Annotated in this window: 13 protein-coding genes; 12 read left to right on the forward strand and 1 reads right to left on the reverse strand. The window is 59.7% G+C overall.

Translation table 11 applies throughout. From position 1 onward, the window contains the following. On the reverse strand, positions 1 to 522 hold a 522-nt coding region (locus PHS32_RS15065; protein WP_301079851.1), incomplete at its 3' end, for a GntR family transcriptional regulator. Between the two features lie 135 nt (positions 523 to 657). Between PHS32_RS15065 and PHS32_RS15070 the strand changes: the two genes are divergently transcribed. From PHS32_RS15070 to aceA, 12 genes are all read left to right on the forward strand, one after another. Beyond that, on the forward strand, positions 658 to 1,491 hold the full coding sequence (locus PHS32_RS15070; RefSeq protein ID WP_301079852.1) for a gamma-glutamyl-gamma-aminobutyrate hydrolase family protein: 834 nt from the start codon (positions 658 to 660) through the stop codon (positions 1,489 to 1,491). Continuing rightward, a complete protein-coding gene (locus tag PHS32_RS15075; RefSeq protein WP_301079853.1) occupies positions 1,488 to 2,855 on the forward strand; it encodes a glutamine synthetase family protein in 1,368 nt (455 codons plus the stop codon). Before PHS32_RS15070 ends, PHS32_RS15075 begins: the two co-directional genes overlap by 4 nt. 63 nt (positions 2,856 to 2,918) lie before the next feature. Continuing rightward, positions 2,919 to 4,367, forward strand: a complete 1,449-nt coding sequence (locus tag PHS32_RS15080) for an aspartate aminotransferase family protein (protein ID WP_301079854.1) — start codon at positions 2,919 to 2,921, stop codon at positions 4,365 to 4,367. 125 nt (positions 4,368 to 4,492) lie between these two features. Further along, positions 4,493 to 5,584 carry a polyamine ABC transporter substrate-binding protein gene (locus PHS32_RS15085; RefSeq protein ID WP_301079900.1) on the forward strand — a complete coding sequence of 364 codons (1,092 nt, stop codon included), beginning with the start codon at positions 4,493 to 4,495 and terminating at the stop codon, positions 5,582 to 5,584. A 33-nt stretch (positions 5,585 to 5,617) separates the two neighbouring features. Continuing rightward, on the forward strand, positions 5,618 to 6,775 hold the full coding sequence (gene potA / locus PHS32_RS15090) for a polyamine ABC transporter ATP-binding protein (RefSeq protein ID WP_301079855.1): 1,158 nt from the start codon (positions 5,618 to 5,620) through the stop codon (positions 6,773 to 6,775). A gap of 7 nt (positions 6,776 to 6,782) precedes the next feature. Further along, a complete protein-coding gene (locus PHS32_RS15095; protein WP_301079856.1) occupies positions 6,783 to 7,709 on the forward strand; it encodes an ABC transporter permease subunit in 927 nt (308 codons plus the stop codon). Then, on the forward strand, positions 7,706 to 8,551 hold the full coding sequence (locus PHS32_RS15100; RefSeq protein WP_301079857.1) for an ABC transporter permease subunit: 846 nt from the start codon (positions 7,706 to 7,708) through the stop codon (positions 8,549 to 8,551). Before PHS32_RS15095 ends, PHS32_RS15100 begins: the two co-directional genes overlap by 4 nt. An 81-nt stretch (positions 8,552 to 8,632) precedes the next feature. Beyond that, complete coding sequence (locus PHS32_RS15105) at positions 8,633 to 9,961, forward strand: DUF3138 family protein (RefSeq protein ID WP_301079858.1); 1,329 nt, start codon at positions 8,633 to 8,635, stop codon at positions 9,959 to 9,961. 131 nt (positions 9,962 to 10,092) lie between these two features. Further along, the gene (locus PHS32_RS15110) at positions 10,093 to 11,580 is read left to right on the forward strand and encodes an aldehyde dehydrogenase (protein ID WP_301079859.1); all 1,488 of its coding nucleotides are present in this window, start codon (positions 10,093 to 10,095) and stop codon (positions 11,578 to 11,580) included. Positions 11,581 to 11,628: 48 nt separating this feature from the next. Beyond that, on the forward strand, positions 11,629 to 12,906 hold the full coding sequence (gene gabT / locus PHS32_RS15115; protein ID WP_301079860.1) for a 4-aminobutyrate--2-oxoglutarate transaminase: 1,278 nt from the start codon (positions 11,629 to 11,631) through the stop codon (positions 12,904 to 12,906). Between the two features lie 9 nt (positions 12,907 to 12,915). Further along, complete coding sequence (gene glnT / locus PHS32_RS15120) at positions 12,916 to 14,244, forward strand: type III glutamate--ammonia ligase (protein ID WP_301079861.1); 1,329 nt, start codon at positions 12,916 to 12,918, stop codon at positions 14,242 to 14,244. Between the two features lie 260 nt (positions 14,245 to 14,504). Further along, a complete protein-coding gene (gene aceA, locus PHS32_RS15125; RefSeq protein WP_301079862.1) occupies positions 14,505 to 15,824 on the forward strand; it encodes an isocitrate lyase in 1,320 nt (439 codons plus the stop codon). The last annotated feature ends 65 nt before the right edge of the window (positions 15,825 to 15,889 follow it).

The following is a 15,889-nucleotide window of genomic DNA, read 5'->3' on the forward strand; positions in this document are numbered from 1 at the left end:
GGCCACCGAGCGGCGCAGCGGCGCGTAGCCACCGGAGTAGCTGTAGTCGAGCATATCGGGGTAAGTCATGCGCCAGTGCTTGTTCTGCAGACGCTGCCAGAGCGCCACCGGGAAGGCGCTGAAGTCCGCGATACCGGGCGTGAACGGTTGAATTTCCAGTTGGGTGGCGCAGAAGCTGGTCGCCAGGGCCTGGCCGCGGCGTGACAGCTTCATGCCGTGGCCGTGTTGCGCCGACGGCCGGCGCGCGGCCGCTCTGGGCACGCTGTCGTTGACAAAGGTGCCGCTGCCTATGCTGCTCACCAGATAGCCCTCGACGGCCAGCTGATTGAGGGCCGCCACCACCGTATTGCGCGACAGATTCAGGTCTTGCGTCAGTTCGCGGCTGGACGGCAGGCGCTCGCCGGCGGTCAGCTTGCCGTCCAGAATGGCGCGCCGCAAGGCCTCGTACAACTGGCGGTGCAGCGGCAGCTTGCCCTGCAGACTCAGGCGTGCAATTTCGGTCAACAAAAGTTCAGAGAGCATAAAGTGGCACCATCTACTTGGTTTAACTGGCCCCCATTTTGAACCAATTGCACCGGCACAATGGCACAAACAATACGCAGAGACTGAGGCTTGTCCTGATCGGCAGTGACGGACGCCAGTGCTCCCAGGTGACAAATGTTCCAAAATATTTCTCGTAAAAATCAAAGCGCCCAGCGCCGCCCGGTGGTCCTCATGTCGATGGGCGCCCAGCAACGCAAAGGCCATGACTACCAGGTGATGACCAGCAAGTACATCCGCCCGTTGTTGGAGCACGCCGGCTGTGTGCCCTTGCTGGTGCCGACCTGCTTCGGTCAGGAAAATCTTGCGCAATACCTGTCCATGGTCGATGGCGTGTACCTGACCGGCGCCGGCACCAACATCGACCCGGTGCTGTATGGCCAGCCGAATTTGACGCCCGACAAGGAACTGGACCAGGGACGCGACCAGTTCGATCAGCCGCTGATCCGCGCCGCCCTGGAGATGGGTTTGCCTTTTTTCGGCATTTGCCGCGGCCTGCAGGAACTCAATGTGGCGCTGGGCGGCGACCTGCATCAGAAGCTGTACGACATCCCCGGACTGCTGGATCACCGCGAGGACTACGCCGCCACCGTGCCGGAGCAATATGCCGACGCCCATGGCGTGCGCCTGCTGCCCGGTACCTGGTTTGCCGACCTGATGCAGCAAGGCGAAATCCAGGTCAACTCCTTGCACGGCCAGGGCATCAGAACGCTGGGCCGGGGCTTGCAGCCGTTGGCCTATGCGCCGGACGGGCTGATAGAAGCGGTCCACCTGCCGCAACAGCCGCAGTTCACCCTGGCGGTGCAATGGCATCCGGAGTGGCAGGCGGCGCAAAATCCATTTTCCGTGCGCATCTTTCAAGCTTTCGGTCAGGCCTGTAGCGCGCGACAAAGTGCCGCTAGGCCTGACTCTGAACACAAGCTGCCATGTGCAGTGGGGAGTATTTCATGAATGACAAGAAAACGATGAATTTCAACGATCTGGAGCAATGGCTCAACGAGCGGCGCGTTACCGAAGTGGAGTGCCTGGTACCCGACTTGACCGGTGTCGCGCGCGGGAAAATTCTGCCGCGCGCCAAGTTCACGGAAGACCGCGGCATGCGGCTGCCGCAAGCCATCGTGGCGATGGGGGTGACTGGAGAGTTCCCGGAGAGCGGTCCTTATTACGACGTCATCGATCCGACCGACAAGGACATGCAGTTGCGCCCCGACCCGTCAACGACGCGCATTGTTCCCTGGGCCGCCGACCCGACGGCGCAGGTGATTCACGATTGCTTCGATCACAAAGGCAACCTGGTTCCGTTCGCCCCCAGAACGGTGCTGCGCCGGGTCTGCGATCTGTTCGCCAGCGAAGGCTTGCAGCCGATCGTGGCGCCGGAGCTTGAGTTTTACCTGACCGCGCGCAATACCGATCCCAACACTTTGCTGCGTGCTCCCATCGGTCGCAGCGGGCGGGCCGAGACTTCGCGCCAGGCCTACAGCATCGATGCGGTGAATGAATTCGATCCCTTGTTCGAGGAAATCTACGATTACTGCGACAAGATGGAACTCAATGTCGACACCTTGATTCACGAGGTCGGCGCCGGGCAGATGGAGATCAATTTCTTCCATGCCGAGCCGTTGGGACTGGCCGACGAGGTGTTCTTTTTCAAGCGCACGGTGCGCGAGGCGGCGCTGCGCCACGACATGTACGCCACCTTCATGGCGAAACCGATTGCCGGCGAGCCGGGCAGTGCCATGCATGTGCACCAGAGCATCCTGAACACGGCCACCGGCAAGAATATTTTCAGCAACGAAGACGGCTCGCCGTCGGAAGCCTTCATGCATTACATCGGCGGCTTGCAGCGCTACATCCCGGCGGCCATGGTGCTGGTGGCGCCTTACGTCAACAGCTACCGCCGGCTGTCGCGCAATACCGCCGCGCCTATCAATATCGAGTGGGGTTATGACAACCGCACCGTGGGCATCCGCTCGCCGATTTCCTCGCCCGAGGCGCGGCGCGTGGAAAACCGCGTGATCGGCGCCGACGCCAATCCCTATGTGGCCTTGGCCATGACCCTGGCCTGCGGCTATCTGGGTCTGAAAAACAAGATCAAGCCGAAAGCCGAAATGAAGGGCGATGCCTATCTGTCGCCTTATTCGCTGCCGCGCAGTCTGGGCGAGGCGCTGGACTGGTTGCGCAAGGAGTCGGATCTGCACGAGGTGCTGGGCAAGGAATTCATCACGGTGTACTCGGAGATCAAGGAGTTGGAGTTTGATGAGTTCATGAAGGTGATTTCGCCCTGGGAGCGTGAGCACCTGCTGCTGCACGTCTGACGCCGGATCTGCTTTTTGACATTCCCTGATGCTGGGTATTCCCCCGATTTTGATTGGATTTTTATGAGCACCAACCCACTGTCTTCCGTGATCGCGCCGCCGGCCCTGGTTCAGCGCCTGCCGGCGGTCGACACCAAGGCGATTCAAGCGCTGGACAGCGCCCACTTTTTGCACCCGTTCACCGACTTCAAGGATTTGGCGGGGCACGGTTCCCGCGTTATCACCCGAGGCGAGGGCATTTATATCTGGGACTCCGAGGGTGCCAAGATACTCGATGCCATGAGCGGTTTGTGGTGCGTGAATGTGGGCTATGGGCGCAAAGAACTGGCCGACGCCGCCCATCGCCAGATGATGACGCTGCCCTACTACAACAGTTTTTTCCAGACCACCAATGTGCCAGCGGTGCAACTGGCGGCCAAGTTGGCCAAGCTGGCACCGAAGGTGGGCGAGCGCAGCTTCCAGCATGTGTTTTACTCAAGCAGCGGCAGCGAGAGCAACGACTCCAACGTGCGCATGGTACGACGCTACTGGGATTTGCTGGGTCAACCGCAGCGCAAGGTCATCATCAGCCGGATCAATGCCTACCATGGCAGCACCATGGCGGGCGCCTCCCTGGGTGGCATGAGCGGCATGCACGCGCAAGGCGATTTGCCGATTCCCAACATCACGCACATCGAGCAACCGTACTTCTTCGAGAACGCTCTGCCGGGTGAAAGCGTGCACGATTTTGGAGTGCGCGCGGCCGGCTGGCTGGAGGCCAAAATTCTCGAAATTGGTGCCGACAAGGTGGCGGCCTTCATTGCCGAACCAATTCAGGGCGCCGGCGGCGTCATCATTCCGCCGGCCACCTATTGGCCCGAGATCCAGCGCATCGTCGACAAGTACGGAATCCTGCTGATCAGCGACGAGGTGATCTGCGCTTTTGGCCGGCTCGGCGCCTGGTTCGCCTACGAAAAATTTGGCTACAAACCCGATCTGGTGACTTTTGCCAAAGGTGTCACCAGCGGCTATATCCCCCTGGGTGGCGTGCTGGTGGGGGATCGGGTGGCCAAGGTGCTGATTGAAAAAGGCGGCGAGTTCAACCACGGCTACACCTACAGCGGCCATCCGGTGGCTTGCGCCGTTGCCTTGGCCAACCTTGAGATCATGGAGCGCGAGCAACTGCCGCAGCGGGTGCGGGATGACATTGGGCCTTATCTGGCGCAGCGCTTTGTCGAGATCGGGCAGCACCCGCTGGTCGGCGCGGCCGAGACCTGCGGTTTCACGGCCGGTCTGGTGCTGGTGAAAAACAAGCAGCGTCTGGAACGCTTTGCCGAAAATCTGTCGGTCGGCATGATTTGCCGCGGCCACTGTTTCAGTAACGGATTGATCATGCGTGCCGTCGGCGATCGCATGATCATTGCGCCGCCGCTGACCATGACGCATGCCCAAATTGACGAAATGGTGGCGTTGATCACCCGCTGTCTTGACTTGACTTATCAGGAGGTCAAGAAAAATGGCTGGTTGGCATAGGGATTGCATGGATGGAAGGCGCTGGTAAAGCCGTTTACCATCCAACTTTTTTTGGCATGTTCGATCGATTATTTCAGGAGAATGAAGTGGGCAATACATTTGGGAAAACGTTAATGGGCAAGCTGATGGCTGGCCTGGCTTTGGCGGGCGCGCTGACTTTCGCCGCCTCTTCGGCGCTGGCCCAGGAGGAAAAGGTTCTCAATATCTACAACTGGTCGGACTACATCGCCGAGGACACGATCCAGAATTTCGAGAAGGAAACCGGCATCAAGGTGCGCTACGACACCTTTGACAACAATGAGATCCTGCATGCCAAGCTGGTGGCCGGCAAGACCGGCTACGACATCGTGGTGCCATCGTCGGGCTGGGCCAAGCTGCAAATGGAGGGTGGTCTGCTGCGCAAGCTCGACAAGGCGCAGTTGCCGAATCTGAAAAACATGGATCCGGATATTCAGAACCAGATCGCCAGTCTCGATCCGGGCAATCAGTACCTGGTCAACTGGTTGTGGGGTTACACCACGGTTGGCATCAACACCGCCAAGGTGAAAGCCGCCCTCGGTGCCGAGCCGATGCCGGCCAATGTCTGGGAGCTCTTTTTCAATCCCAAATACATCAGCAAATTGAAGAGCTGTGGCGTGTCGGTTCTTGACAGCGCCTCTGAAGTTTTGCCGGCCGCGCTGCACTACATCGGCAAGGACCCGTTCAGCAAGAATCCGGCCGATTACCAGGAGGCCAGCGCGGTTCTGAAAGCGGTGCGTCCCTACATCACGCTGTTCAGTTCGTCGGGTTATATCAACGACATGGCCGGCGGCTCCATTTGTCTGGCGCTGGGCTGGTCGGGGGACATCAACATCGCCCGCCAGCGCGCCATCGACGCGAAAAATGGCCAGGACATCGTGGCCTTGATTCCGAAAAATGGCGGACTGCTGTTCTTTGACATGATGGCCATTCCGGCCGACGCGCCGCATCCCAAAAACGCCCACCTGTTCATGAACTACATCATGCGGGCCGAAGTGCACGCTTCGCTGACGAACAAGGTTTTCTATGCCAATCCGAACAAGGCGTCACGCCAATTCGTGAAGCCTGAAGTGGCGCAAAACCCGTCCGTGTTCCCGTCTTCGGCCGAAATGAAAACGATGGTGCCGCCGAAGGCCCTGAACAACGATATCCGGCGTCAGATCACCCGTGTTTACACGGCCTTCAAGACCGGCTTCTGATCGCCTTGAGCGTGCCTGATTAAGGATTTACCGGTGGTCACTGCCTCAAATTCCAAAGCGCCATTGGGTAAACCGGGGGCTGCGCCGTTCTTGCAAATCAAACGCATCGTCAAGCAATTTGACGAGGTGTTTGCGGTCGACGATGTTTCGCTGGACATCCAGCAGGGTGAAATCTTTGCCCTGCTGGGCTCGTCGGGCTGCGGCAAGTCGACCCTGCTGCGCATGCTGGCCGGGTTTGAGGTGCCGACATCGGGGCAGATCATGCTGGCGGGCAAGGACATCGTGGGCCTGGCCCCGTATGAGCGTCCCATCAACATGATGTTCCAGAGCTATGCGTTGTTTCCGCATCTCAGTGTCTGGGACAACATCGCCTTCGGCTTGCGCCGGGATGCGCTGCCGAAAGGGGAGATCGAGGCGCGTGTCGGCCAGATGCTGGAATTGGTGCAGTTGAAGGCCTATGCCAAGCGCAAGCCGCATCAACTGTCGGGCGGCCAGCAGCAACGGGTGGCGTTGGCGCGCAGCCTGGCCAAGCGCCCGCAATTGCTGTTGCTGGACGAGCCGCTGGGTGCGCTGGACGCGAAGTTGCGCGAGCGAACCCAGCTTGAGCTGGTGGACATCATCGAGCAAGTCGGCGTGACCTGCGTCATGGTCACGCATGACCAGGAAGAGGCGATGGTCATGGCGACCCGGATCGGCGTCATGAGCGAAGGCAAGATTCTGCAGATCGGACGGCCTTCCGATATTTACGAAACACCCAATTGCCGCTTTGTCGCCGACTTTATCGGCAGCGTCAACCTGTTCAAGGGAACGGTCGAGGTGGACGAGGCGGACCACGTCGTGATCAGCTCGCCGGAATGCCGGCATTACGTGAGTCACGGTATCACCGGGACCAGCGGCATGACCGTGCACGTTGCCGTGCGTCCCGAGAAAATGAGCATTCAGCTGGAAGCGCCGCGGGACGAGGAGCGCGAGTCGCCGGAACAAATTGGTTTCAATGTGGCACAGGGGGTGATCAAGGATTTGGCCTACCTGGGCAGCCTCACCACTTACCACGTCCAGCTTGACGGCGGCAGCACCGTGGTCAAGGTGACGCACACCAATGCGGCCCGGCATGACGCCACCCAACTGACCTGGGGCGACCGGGTGTACGTCTGGTGGTGCGGCAGCGATGTTGTGGTTTTGACAAGGTGAACAGGTCATGACCACGGCTGTCAAACCGGTGTCCTTTCTGCACGACAAGCTGACCGGCGCCTGGGGTCGCAAGGCGGTGATCGGTGTTCCGCTGGTGTTTTTGCTGGTGTTTTTTCTATTGCCGTTTCTGGTGGTATTCAAGATCAGCGTGTCGGAAATGGACAACGTGGTTTTCAAGGACTTGTTTGTCTGGGCCGATGGGGTGCTGCAGCTCAAGATCAAGCTCGGCAACTACATTTTCATTGCGCTGGACGATCTCTATTTCCAGACTTACCTGAGTTCGCTCAAATTTGCCGGCATCACGACCGTGATCTGCCTGTTGATTGCCTATCCTTTTGCCTACTTCATGGCGCGCAGCCCGGCCGACCGGCGCCCGGCCTTGCTGATGCTGGTGATGTTGCCGTTCTGGACTTCGTTCCTGCTGCGCGTCTACGCCTGGAAGATGTTGCTGGCCGACAGTGGCGTTTTCAACAACGTCGCCATCGCCATGGGGTTTCTGGCGGAACCGGTGAAGATGATGAATACCCCGTTTTCACTGGTCTTGGGCATGGTCTACACCTATGTTCCGTTCATGATCCTGCCGCTTTATGCCAACCTGGTAAAGATGGACTTGAGTTTGCTGGAAGCTGCGCTGGATCTCGGGGCCACGCCATGGCAGGCGTTCTGGCGCGTCACGGTGCCGCTGTCCAAGAGCGGGATCATTGCCGGTTCGATGCTGGTCTTCATTCCCTGTGTCGGGGAGTTCGTGATTCCCGAACTGTTGGGCGGACCGCAGACCCTGATGATCGGGCGGGTCTTGTGGGATGAATTTTTCAGCAACAACGACTGGCCCATGGCGGCCACGGTGGCCGTGGTGATGGTGTTGCTGATCATTGTTCCGCTGGCCTTGTTCAACAAGTACCAGGCGGAAAACACAGCGGGAGGTCGGACATGAAAATCAATGCCGGCCGCCTGACGTCCAGGGTCTGGATGACTGCGGTATTTGTCTTCCTTTACCTTCCGATTCTGACGCTGATTGTGCTGAGTTTCAACGCCAGCCCGATGGTCACCAGTTGGGGCGGCTGGTCGCTGCGCTGGTATTCGGCGCTGGCGAAGGACGTCGAGATCATTACCGGTTTCAAGCTGTCGCTGGAGATTGCCTTCCTGACCGCTTGTGCGTCGGTGGTTCTGGGCACCCTGGCGGCGCTCGCCCTGAACCGCTTCAAGCGTTTTCCGGGCCGCACTTTGTTTGCCGGGATGGTGAATTCGCCGCTGGTGATGCCGGAAGTCATCATTGGCCTGTCGTTGCTGCTGATGCTGGTGTCGGTGCAGCGTGCTTTTGGCTTTCCTGATCGTGGTTTGATGACGATCTGGTTCGGCCACACCTTGCTGGGCATGGCTTATGCCACGGTGGTGGTGCAGTCGCGTCTTCAGGAGATGAGTCCGCAACTCGAAGAAGCGGCCCAGGACCTGGGCTGTCGTCCCTGGCAGGTTTTCTTTCTGGTCACGCTGCCGTTGATCTCGCAGGCTATTGGCTCGGCCTGGCTGTTGACTTTCACCTTGTCGCTGGACGATGTGGTGTTGTCGGCCTTTCTCTCCGGGCCCGGGTCCACCACCATGCCGATCACGATCTTCAGCCGCGCGCGCCTGGGTCTGAGTCCCAGTGTCAACACCGTGGCGACGTTGACGGTGGCGGTTGTCAGTGTTGGGGTGGTACTTGCGAGCATCTGGCTTTCGCGTGCGGAGCGCCGGCGTGCGCAAGAGATGTCGGCGGCGTTCCGGGGTGTCGGCGCTTGAATTTTTTGAGTCATTTATTTTGGAGTAACAATGAAAAATAGGCTGTCTTTTCTGGCTGTTGCAATCGCCGCAGCATTCCCCATGGCGCAATCCGCGCATGCGCAAACCAATGCCGAGTTGAAGCAGGAAATCGACTTGCTGAAACAGCAGCTTCAGGTGCTGATGAAAAAAATGGAAGCCAGCACGGCGGCGCCCGCCGCCAGCCAGGCGCAGGTCGATCCGCAAGAGTTCAACCGCGTCAAGATCAAGGCCGAATCGACCGAGGATGCGTTGGACAGCTCGGGTCTCAAGGGCCTGAAGATCAACGGCCTGATCGATCCGACCTTTATCTACAGTCAGAACCAGGACCGGTCGGGTTTTATTTTCCTGAACAACTTCGACGCCCGCAGCGGCGAGGCGCCGTACGCGTTCGACAACGGAAATTTTGGTCAGGCCATGCTGGATTTGCAAAAAGAGACCGAAGGGGGCAACAAATGGCGCCTGACGCTGGCGCCCCACAAAGCGGCCAGTTCCGCCTATAACCTGGGCTCCATTGTTCATGAGGCCTCGGTCTCCATTCCCTTGATCGACCAGCAGACCCGGCTGTTGGCAGGCCAGGTCCCGGACTGGTCCGGCTACGAGTATCTGTGGGCTAACCAGCAGCCCCTGATCACCCACAACATGCTGTTCGATTTCACCATCCCCAGCTTCTACAGCGGCGCCGGCATGGAAATCACGCGTGGCCAATGGATCGCCAAATTCCTGGTTGGCAATGTCAACCAGGTGGCTCGGGCATCGGGCGACAAGGACCCCTCGCTGAATTACCGGGTCGACTACAGCAAGGGCGAGTTCAGCGGTTTTGGCTTTGCCGGAACCCACACCTTTGGCGCCAACCGGCTTGACATTTTCGAGGTCGACGGCTATTTCACGCGTGGCGACTGGACTTTTCAGGGGCAGGTTGGGGCCGGCAAATGGGCTGGCATGGGAGCTGACCAGTTGAACGGGCCAACCGATGCCCAGTGGTGGGGTTTGTCCGGTCTGGCGGGCTATAAACTGACGCCCAGACTGCAGGCCATAGCACGCGCCGACTACATCAATAATTCGAAAAACGGTGGTGGCGTGTTCGGCTATGCCAACAGCACCGCGGCCGGCATTGCTTTCGACTCCCGCAACGGTTTTGGCGCCTCGCAGCAGGACATCGCGGATTACACCGCCGGCACCATTTCGGAACTGGTGGGGGCCAACCGGTACGCACTGTCTCTGGGTCTGAATTATTTGCTCAATCCGACCACCACCTGGAAGATGGAATTGCGTTACGATGGCGCGACCAAAGACGTGTTCCAGGACTTCAGAAACGACCCGAGCGGGGCCGCTGGAATCTACAAGAACCGGAACATCCTGCTGGGAACCTCGGTCGTCGTGTCGTTCTAACGATTGCGCGGGTGGCAATAGCACCCGGCAAAATATTTCCACGGGGCTGGCAGCAATGCCGCCCCGTTGTTATTTGTGGCAACCCCTGGTGCCACTTTCAAGCATGAATATCAATCCACTTGGGTACTTTTATGAACACTGTGAATACCGCCCCGCAAACCCGGTTTGATGGCCGGGCACTGATCAACGGGCAGCGCACGGCGTCTGTCAGTGGCGAAACCTTTGACTGCATTTCACCGGTCGATGGTCGAACGCTGACCACGGTGGCCCGCTGCGCCGAGGCCGATGTCGATGCCGCCGTGGCGGCCGCGCGCGCCGCCTTTGAAGACCGCCGCTGGCGCGGCCTGGCACCAGCGCAGCGCAAACGCATCATGATTCGTTTTGCCGACCTGCTGCAGGCCAACGGCGATGAACTGGCCTTGACCGAAACCCTGGACATGGGCAAGCCCGTCAAGTACGCCCGCGCGGTGGACGTCAACAGCGCCGCCAATTGCATTCGCTGGTACGGTGAAGCGGTGGACAAAATTTATGACGAAATCGCGCCGACGGCCAGTACCGCGCTGGCCCTCATCACGCGCGAGCCGGTCGGCGTGGTGGGTGTCATCGTGCCCTGGAATTACCCCATGATCATGGCTGCCTGGAAGATTGCGCCGGCGTTGGCGGCAGGCAACTCGGTGGTGCTCAAACCGAGTGAGAAATCGCCCCTGACCGCTTTGCGCATGGCCGATCTGGCACTGGAGGCGGGGATTCCGACGGGAGTCTTCAATGTGGTGACCGGCTACGGAGCGGAAGCCGGCTCACCGCTGGCGCTGCACATGGATGTGGACTGCATTGCGTTCACCGGCTCGACTCGGGTCGGCAAGCAAATCCACCAGATGGCCGGGCAGAGCAACCTCAAGCGCGCCTGGACCGAACTGGGCGGCAAATCGCCCAACATCGTTTTTGCCGATTGCCCGGACCTGGACAAAGCGGTGGCCGCCGCCGTGGGCAGCATTTTCTTCAACCAGGGCGAGAGCTGCAATGCACCCTCGCGCCTGTTCGTCGAGGCCGGCATCAAGGAGCGGTTTCTGGAGAAGGCGCTGGCCCTGGTACCAGGCTATGCGCCGGGCAATCCGCTGGACCAGGCCACCGTGATGGGCGCGATCGTTGATAAAACCCAGATGAACAGCGTCCTGCGCTACATTGAAAGCGGCAAGAGCGAGGGCGCCAAGCTGCTGGCCGGTGGCGAGCAGGCCCTGATCGAGACCGGTGGCTGCTATGTGCAACCGACTATTTTCGATGGCGTGCGCAATGACATGACGATTGCGCGGGAAGAGATTTTTGGCCCGGTTCTGTCGGTGCTCTCCTTTACCGATGCCGCCGATGTGGTGCGTCAGGCCAATCAGAGCGTTTACGGCTTGCAGGCGGCGGTCTGGACGCGCGATATCAACAAGGCGCATGGCGTGGCCCGCGCCTTGCGTGCCGGCACCGTGCATGTAAACCAGTATGACGAGGACGACATCACGGTGCCCTTTGGCGGCTACAAACAAAGCGGCGTCGGGCGCGACAAGTCGCTGCACGCTTTTGACAAGTACACCGAAACCAAAACCACCTGGATACGCATTGACAGCCCGGTGTGAACCCCGGGGTCTGAAAATTTGACTGGAGAATTTGCGATGAATGCAGTTATGAAAAACAGTGACCTTCCTTCCAACGCCCAGTGGCACAGCCGCCGCCTGGCGGCGACGCCGCGCGGCGTCGGTGTCATGAGCGACTTCTTTATCCACCACGCCAGGAACGCCGAGCTGTGGGATATTGAAGGACGTCGCTTTATCGATTTTGCCGGCGGCATTGCGGTGCTCAATACCGGACATTGCCACCCGAAGATTCAGGCCGCCATTGCGGCCCAGTTGCAGCGCTTCACGCACAGCTGCTACCAGGTGGTGCCCTACACCGAGTACGTCGCCCTGGCCGAACGCATCATTGCCATCACGCCCATTGCCGGGCCCAAGAAGGCGGCTTTTTTCTCGACCGGCGCGGAAGCCATCGAGAACGCCGTCAAGATTGCCCGCGCCTCCACCGGGCGCGGCGGCGTCATTGCCTTTGGTGGCGCTTTTCATGGCCGCAGCCTGTTTGCCGTCTCGCTGACCGGCAAGGTGCAGCCCTACAAGGCGGGTTTTGGTCCTTTTCCGCCGGAAATCTACCATGTGCCTTTCCCCAGCCAAGGCGTCGCACTGGCCGACTGCCAGCGCGCCATGGAGCAGTTGTTCAAGTGCGATATCGAGCCTTCGCGGGTGGCTGCCATCGTGTTCGAGCCGGTGCAAGGCGAGGGCGGTTTCAACGTCATCCAGAAGGAGGCGGTGCAGTGGCTGCGCGCCTTGTGCGACCAGCATGGCATCGTGCTGATCGCCGATGAAGTGCAGACCGGTTTCGCCCGCACCGGCAAGATGTTTGCGATGGAGCACTTTGGCGTCGCTCCCGACTTGATGACCATGGCCAAGAGCATGGCCGGCGGCACCACCTTGTCGGCCGTGGTGGGCAAGAGCGCCATCATGGACGCTCCCGCCCCGGGCGGGCTGGGCGGAACCTACGCCGGCAACCCGCTGGCGATTGCCGCGGCGCTGGCGGTGCTGGACATCATGCAGGAAGAACACCTGGTGGAGCGCGCCAACGTGCTGGGCACGCGCCTGCGGGAGCGCTTGAGCCGGCTGCAGCGCAATAACAAGACGATTGCCGATGTTCGCGGTCTGGGCGCCATGATCGCCTGTGAATTCGTCAACCCCGAAACCGCTGCGCCGGATGCCGAGCTGACCAAACGGGTGCAGCAGGCCGCGCTGAAGAAGGGCTTGCTGCTACTGAGCTGTGGTGTCTACGGCAACGTATTGCGCTTTCTGTTTCCGTTGACGGTGGAAGACAGTGTCTTCGACGAGGCCTTGCGGATTCTTGATGAGGTTTTAGGCGCATGAGAGTCCGGCATGTCGATTGAGTCCACCATCGAGGCCTTGGCGGCGCGGGGAATACACAGTGTCTTGACGCAGTTTTCCGACATGCATGGTGTTGCCAAAGGCAAACTGGTTCCCTTGCAAAACCTGCGTGAATGGGTGCACAGCGGTGCCGGGTTTGCCGGCCCCAGCATCTGGGGCACTGGCCTGGGGCGCTTCGGCAAGCGCAGCGAATACTACGGCCGGGTCCAGTTGGAGTCGCTGCGACCTCTGCCATTCATGCCCGGCGTGGCGCATGCCGTGTGCGACGGCTATGCCGGCGGCGAAGCGCTGGCCACCTGTTCCCGCCAACTGCTCAAGCGCCAACTGGAGCGTCTGAAAGAGCGGGGTTGGACTTTGTGGGTCGGCATAGAGCCCGAGTTTTTCCTGTTGCGGCAGGACCAGCAGGGGCACTGGTTGGCAGCAGATGGTCAAGACCGGCTTGACAAGCCCTCTTATGACCTGAAGTCCATCCATCGCAATCGGGGCTTTCTCGAAGACATGCGTCTGGCGCTCACTGAATTGGGTTTCGACCTGCAGCAGATGGACCACGAGGACGCCTGTGGCCAGTATGAAATCAATTACCGTTTTGACGCTGCGCTGGCGGCGGCCGACCGCTATATGCTGTTCAAACTGACGGCGCACGCCATCGCCGAAAAACACGGCATGACCTTCAGTTGCATGCCCAAGCCTTTTGCCAATGCGCCGGGCAGTGGTTTGCACTTTCATTTGAGCGTGACCGACGCGCAGGGCCTGGCGGTCTTCACCGATGACGCGGATGCGCATCAATTGAGCGTGCAGGGCTACCGCTTCGTAGCCGGCTTGTTGCACCACGCCGATGGCTTGAGCGCGTTGTGCGCACCCACGGTCAACAGTTACAAGCGGCTGGCCTGCAGCAGCAGTGCTTCCGGCACCACCTGGTCGCCGGTCTGGAAGAGCTATGGCGAGAACAACCGGACTTGCCTCGTGCGCACCGTCGCCGGGCGCATCGAATGGCGTTTGCCGGACCCCTCGTGCAACGTCTACGCGGCCATTGCCGCTACCCTGGCCGCCGGCCTGAATGGCATCGATCAGGGGATGCTGCCGCCGCCTGCCTGCGATACCGATTTGTACCAGTGCCAAGCGGCCGGCGCGCCCATGCCGGCGCGTTTGCCGCGTGACCTGGGTTGTGCCATCGAGGCCCTGGCGATCGACCACGCCTTGACATCAGCGCTAGGCGAAGCGTTTTGCGATGAGTTCATCAAACTCAAAAGACAGGAATGGGACGAATACAGCCAACAGGTCGGCGCCTGGGAAATGCGGCGCTACGCAGACGCATTTTGATATTTCATAATACAAAACTGTAATTTTGGATCATGGAAACTGAAATTGTTGCGTTGCATCATATTTTCTCAAAGTGGAAAAATTGATTTCATATTACGAATTTCTATCTGTAACTCTTTGATTTAATTGAAGTTAATTTATGTCTTCTATAAGACATAAGACGACAATTGGTCTTATACAAGACTTAAGATTAATTCATCGGAATCGGGCTTGCCAAGCACCTGGTACCGACTGTTTTAATCAACCCAAGGAGTGATTTCATGCCCCAAGCCATCATCGAACAATTGAGCCGCGAACAACAGATCGCCGCACTGGAAAAAGACTGGGCGACCAACCCGCGCTGGAAAGGTATCAAGCGTGGTTACAGCGCCGCTGATGTGGTGCGTTTGCGTGGTTCCTTTCCGATTGAGTACACACTGGCTCGCCGCGGCGCCGAAAAGCTCTGGAATCTGGTGAACACCGAGGACTATGTCAACTGCCTGGGGGCGCTGACCGGTGGCCAGGCCATGCAGCAGGTCAAGGCCGGCGTGCAGGCCATCTACCTGTCGGGCTGGCAGGTCGCCGCCGACAACAACTCCTCGGCCTCCATGTACCCGGACCAGTCCCTGTACGCGGTGGACTCGGTGCCCAAAGTGGTGGAGCGCATCAACAACACCTTCCGTCGTGCCGATGAAATCCAGCATTCCAAGGGCATTGATGCCGGTGATGCCGGCTACATTGACAACTTCGCCCCCATCGTGGCCGACGCCGAAGCTGGTTTTGGCGGTGTCCTCAACGCCTTCGAGTTGATGAAGAACATGATCAAGGCCGGTGCCGCCGGCGTGCACTGGGAGGACCAACTGGCTGCCGTGAAGAAGTGCGGTCACATGGGTGGCAAGGTGTTGGTGCCAACCGCTGAAGCCTGCCAAAAGCTGATTGCCGCGCGCATGGCCGCCGACGTCTGCGGCGTGCCGACGCTGGTGATTGCCCGCACCGATGCCGAAGCCGCGGACTTGCTGACCAGCGACTACGACGCCAACGACCAGCCTTTCCTGACCGGCGAGCGCACCGCCGAAGGCTTTTACAAAACCCGCAAGGGACTCGACCAGGCGATCGCCCGTGCTGTCGCCTACGCCGAATACGCTGACCTGGTGTGGTGCGAAACCGGTACGCCGGACCTGGAGTTCGCGCGCAAGTTTGCCGAAGCCGTGCGCAAGGCGCACCCCGGCAAGCTGCTGGCCTACAACTGCTCGCCGTCGTTCAACTGGAAGAAGAATCTGGACGACGCCACCATTGCCAGCTTCCAGAAAGAACTGGGCGCCATGGGTTACAAGTACCAGTTCATCACGCTGGCCGGCATCCATTCCATGTGGTTCAACATGTTTGACCTGGCACAGGACTACGTCAAGCGCGGCATGTCGGCCTATGTGGAAAAAGTGCAGGAGCCCGAATTCGCGGCACGCGAGCGGGGCTACAGTTTTGTCTCGCACCAGCAGGAGGTGGGCACCGGTTACTTCGACGAAGTCACCACCGCGATCCAGGGCGGCAAGTCCAGCGTGACCGCGTTGACCGGCTCCACCGAAGAAGAGCAGTTTCACTAAAGTCGTCCCGGCACGCACTGCCTGCTGAAGCCAAAGAAACAGGTCTGCGTCACCCGGTGGTTGGG

This window comes from Rhodoferax sp. (assembly GCF_028714215.1).
Taxonomy (GTDB): Bacteria; Pseudomonadota; Gammaproteobacteria; order Burkholderiales; family Burkholderiaceae_C; genus Rhodoferax.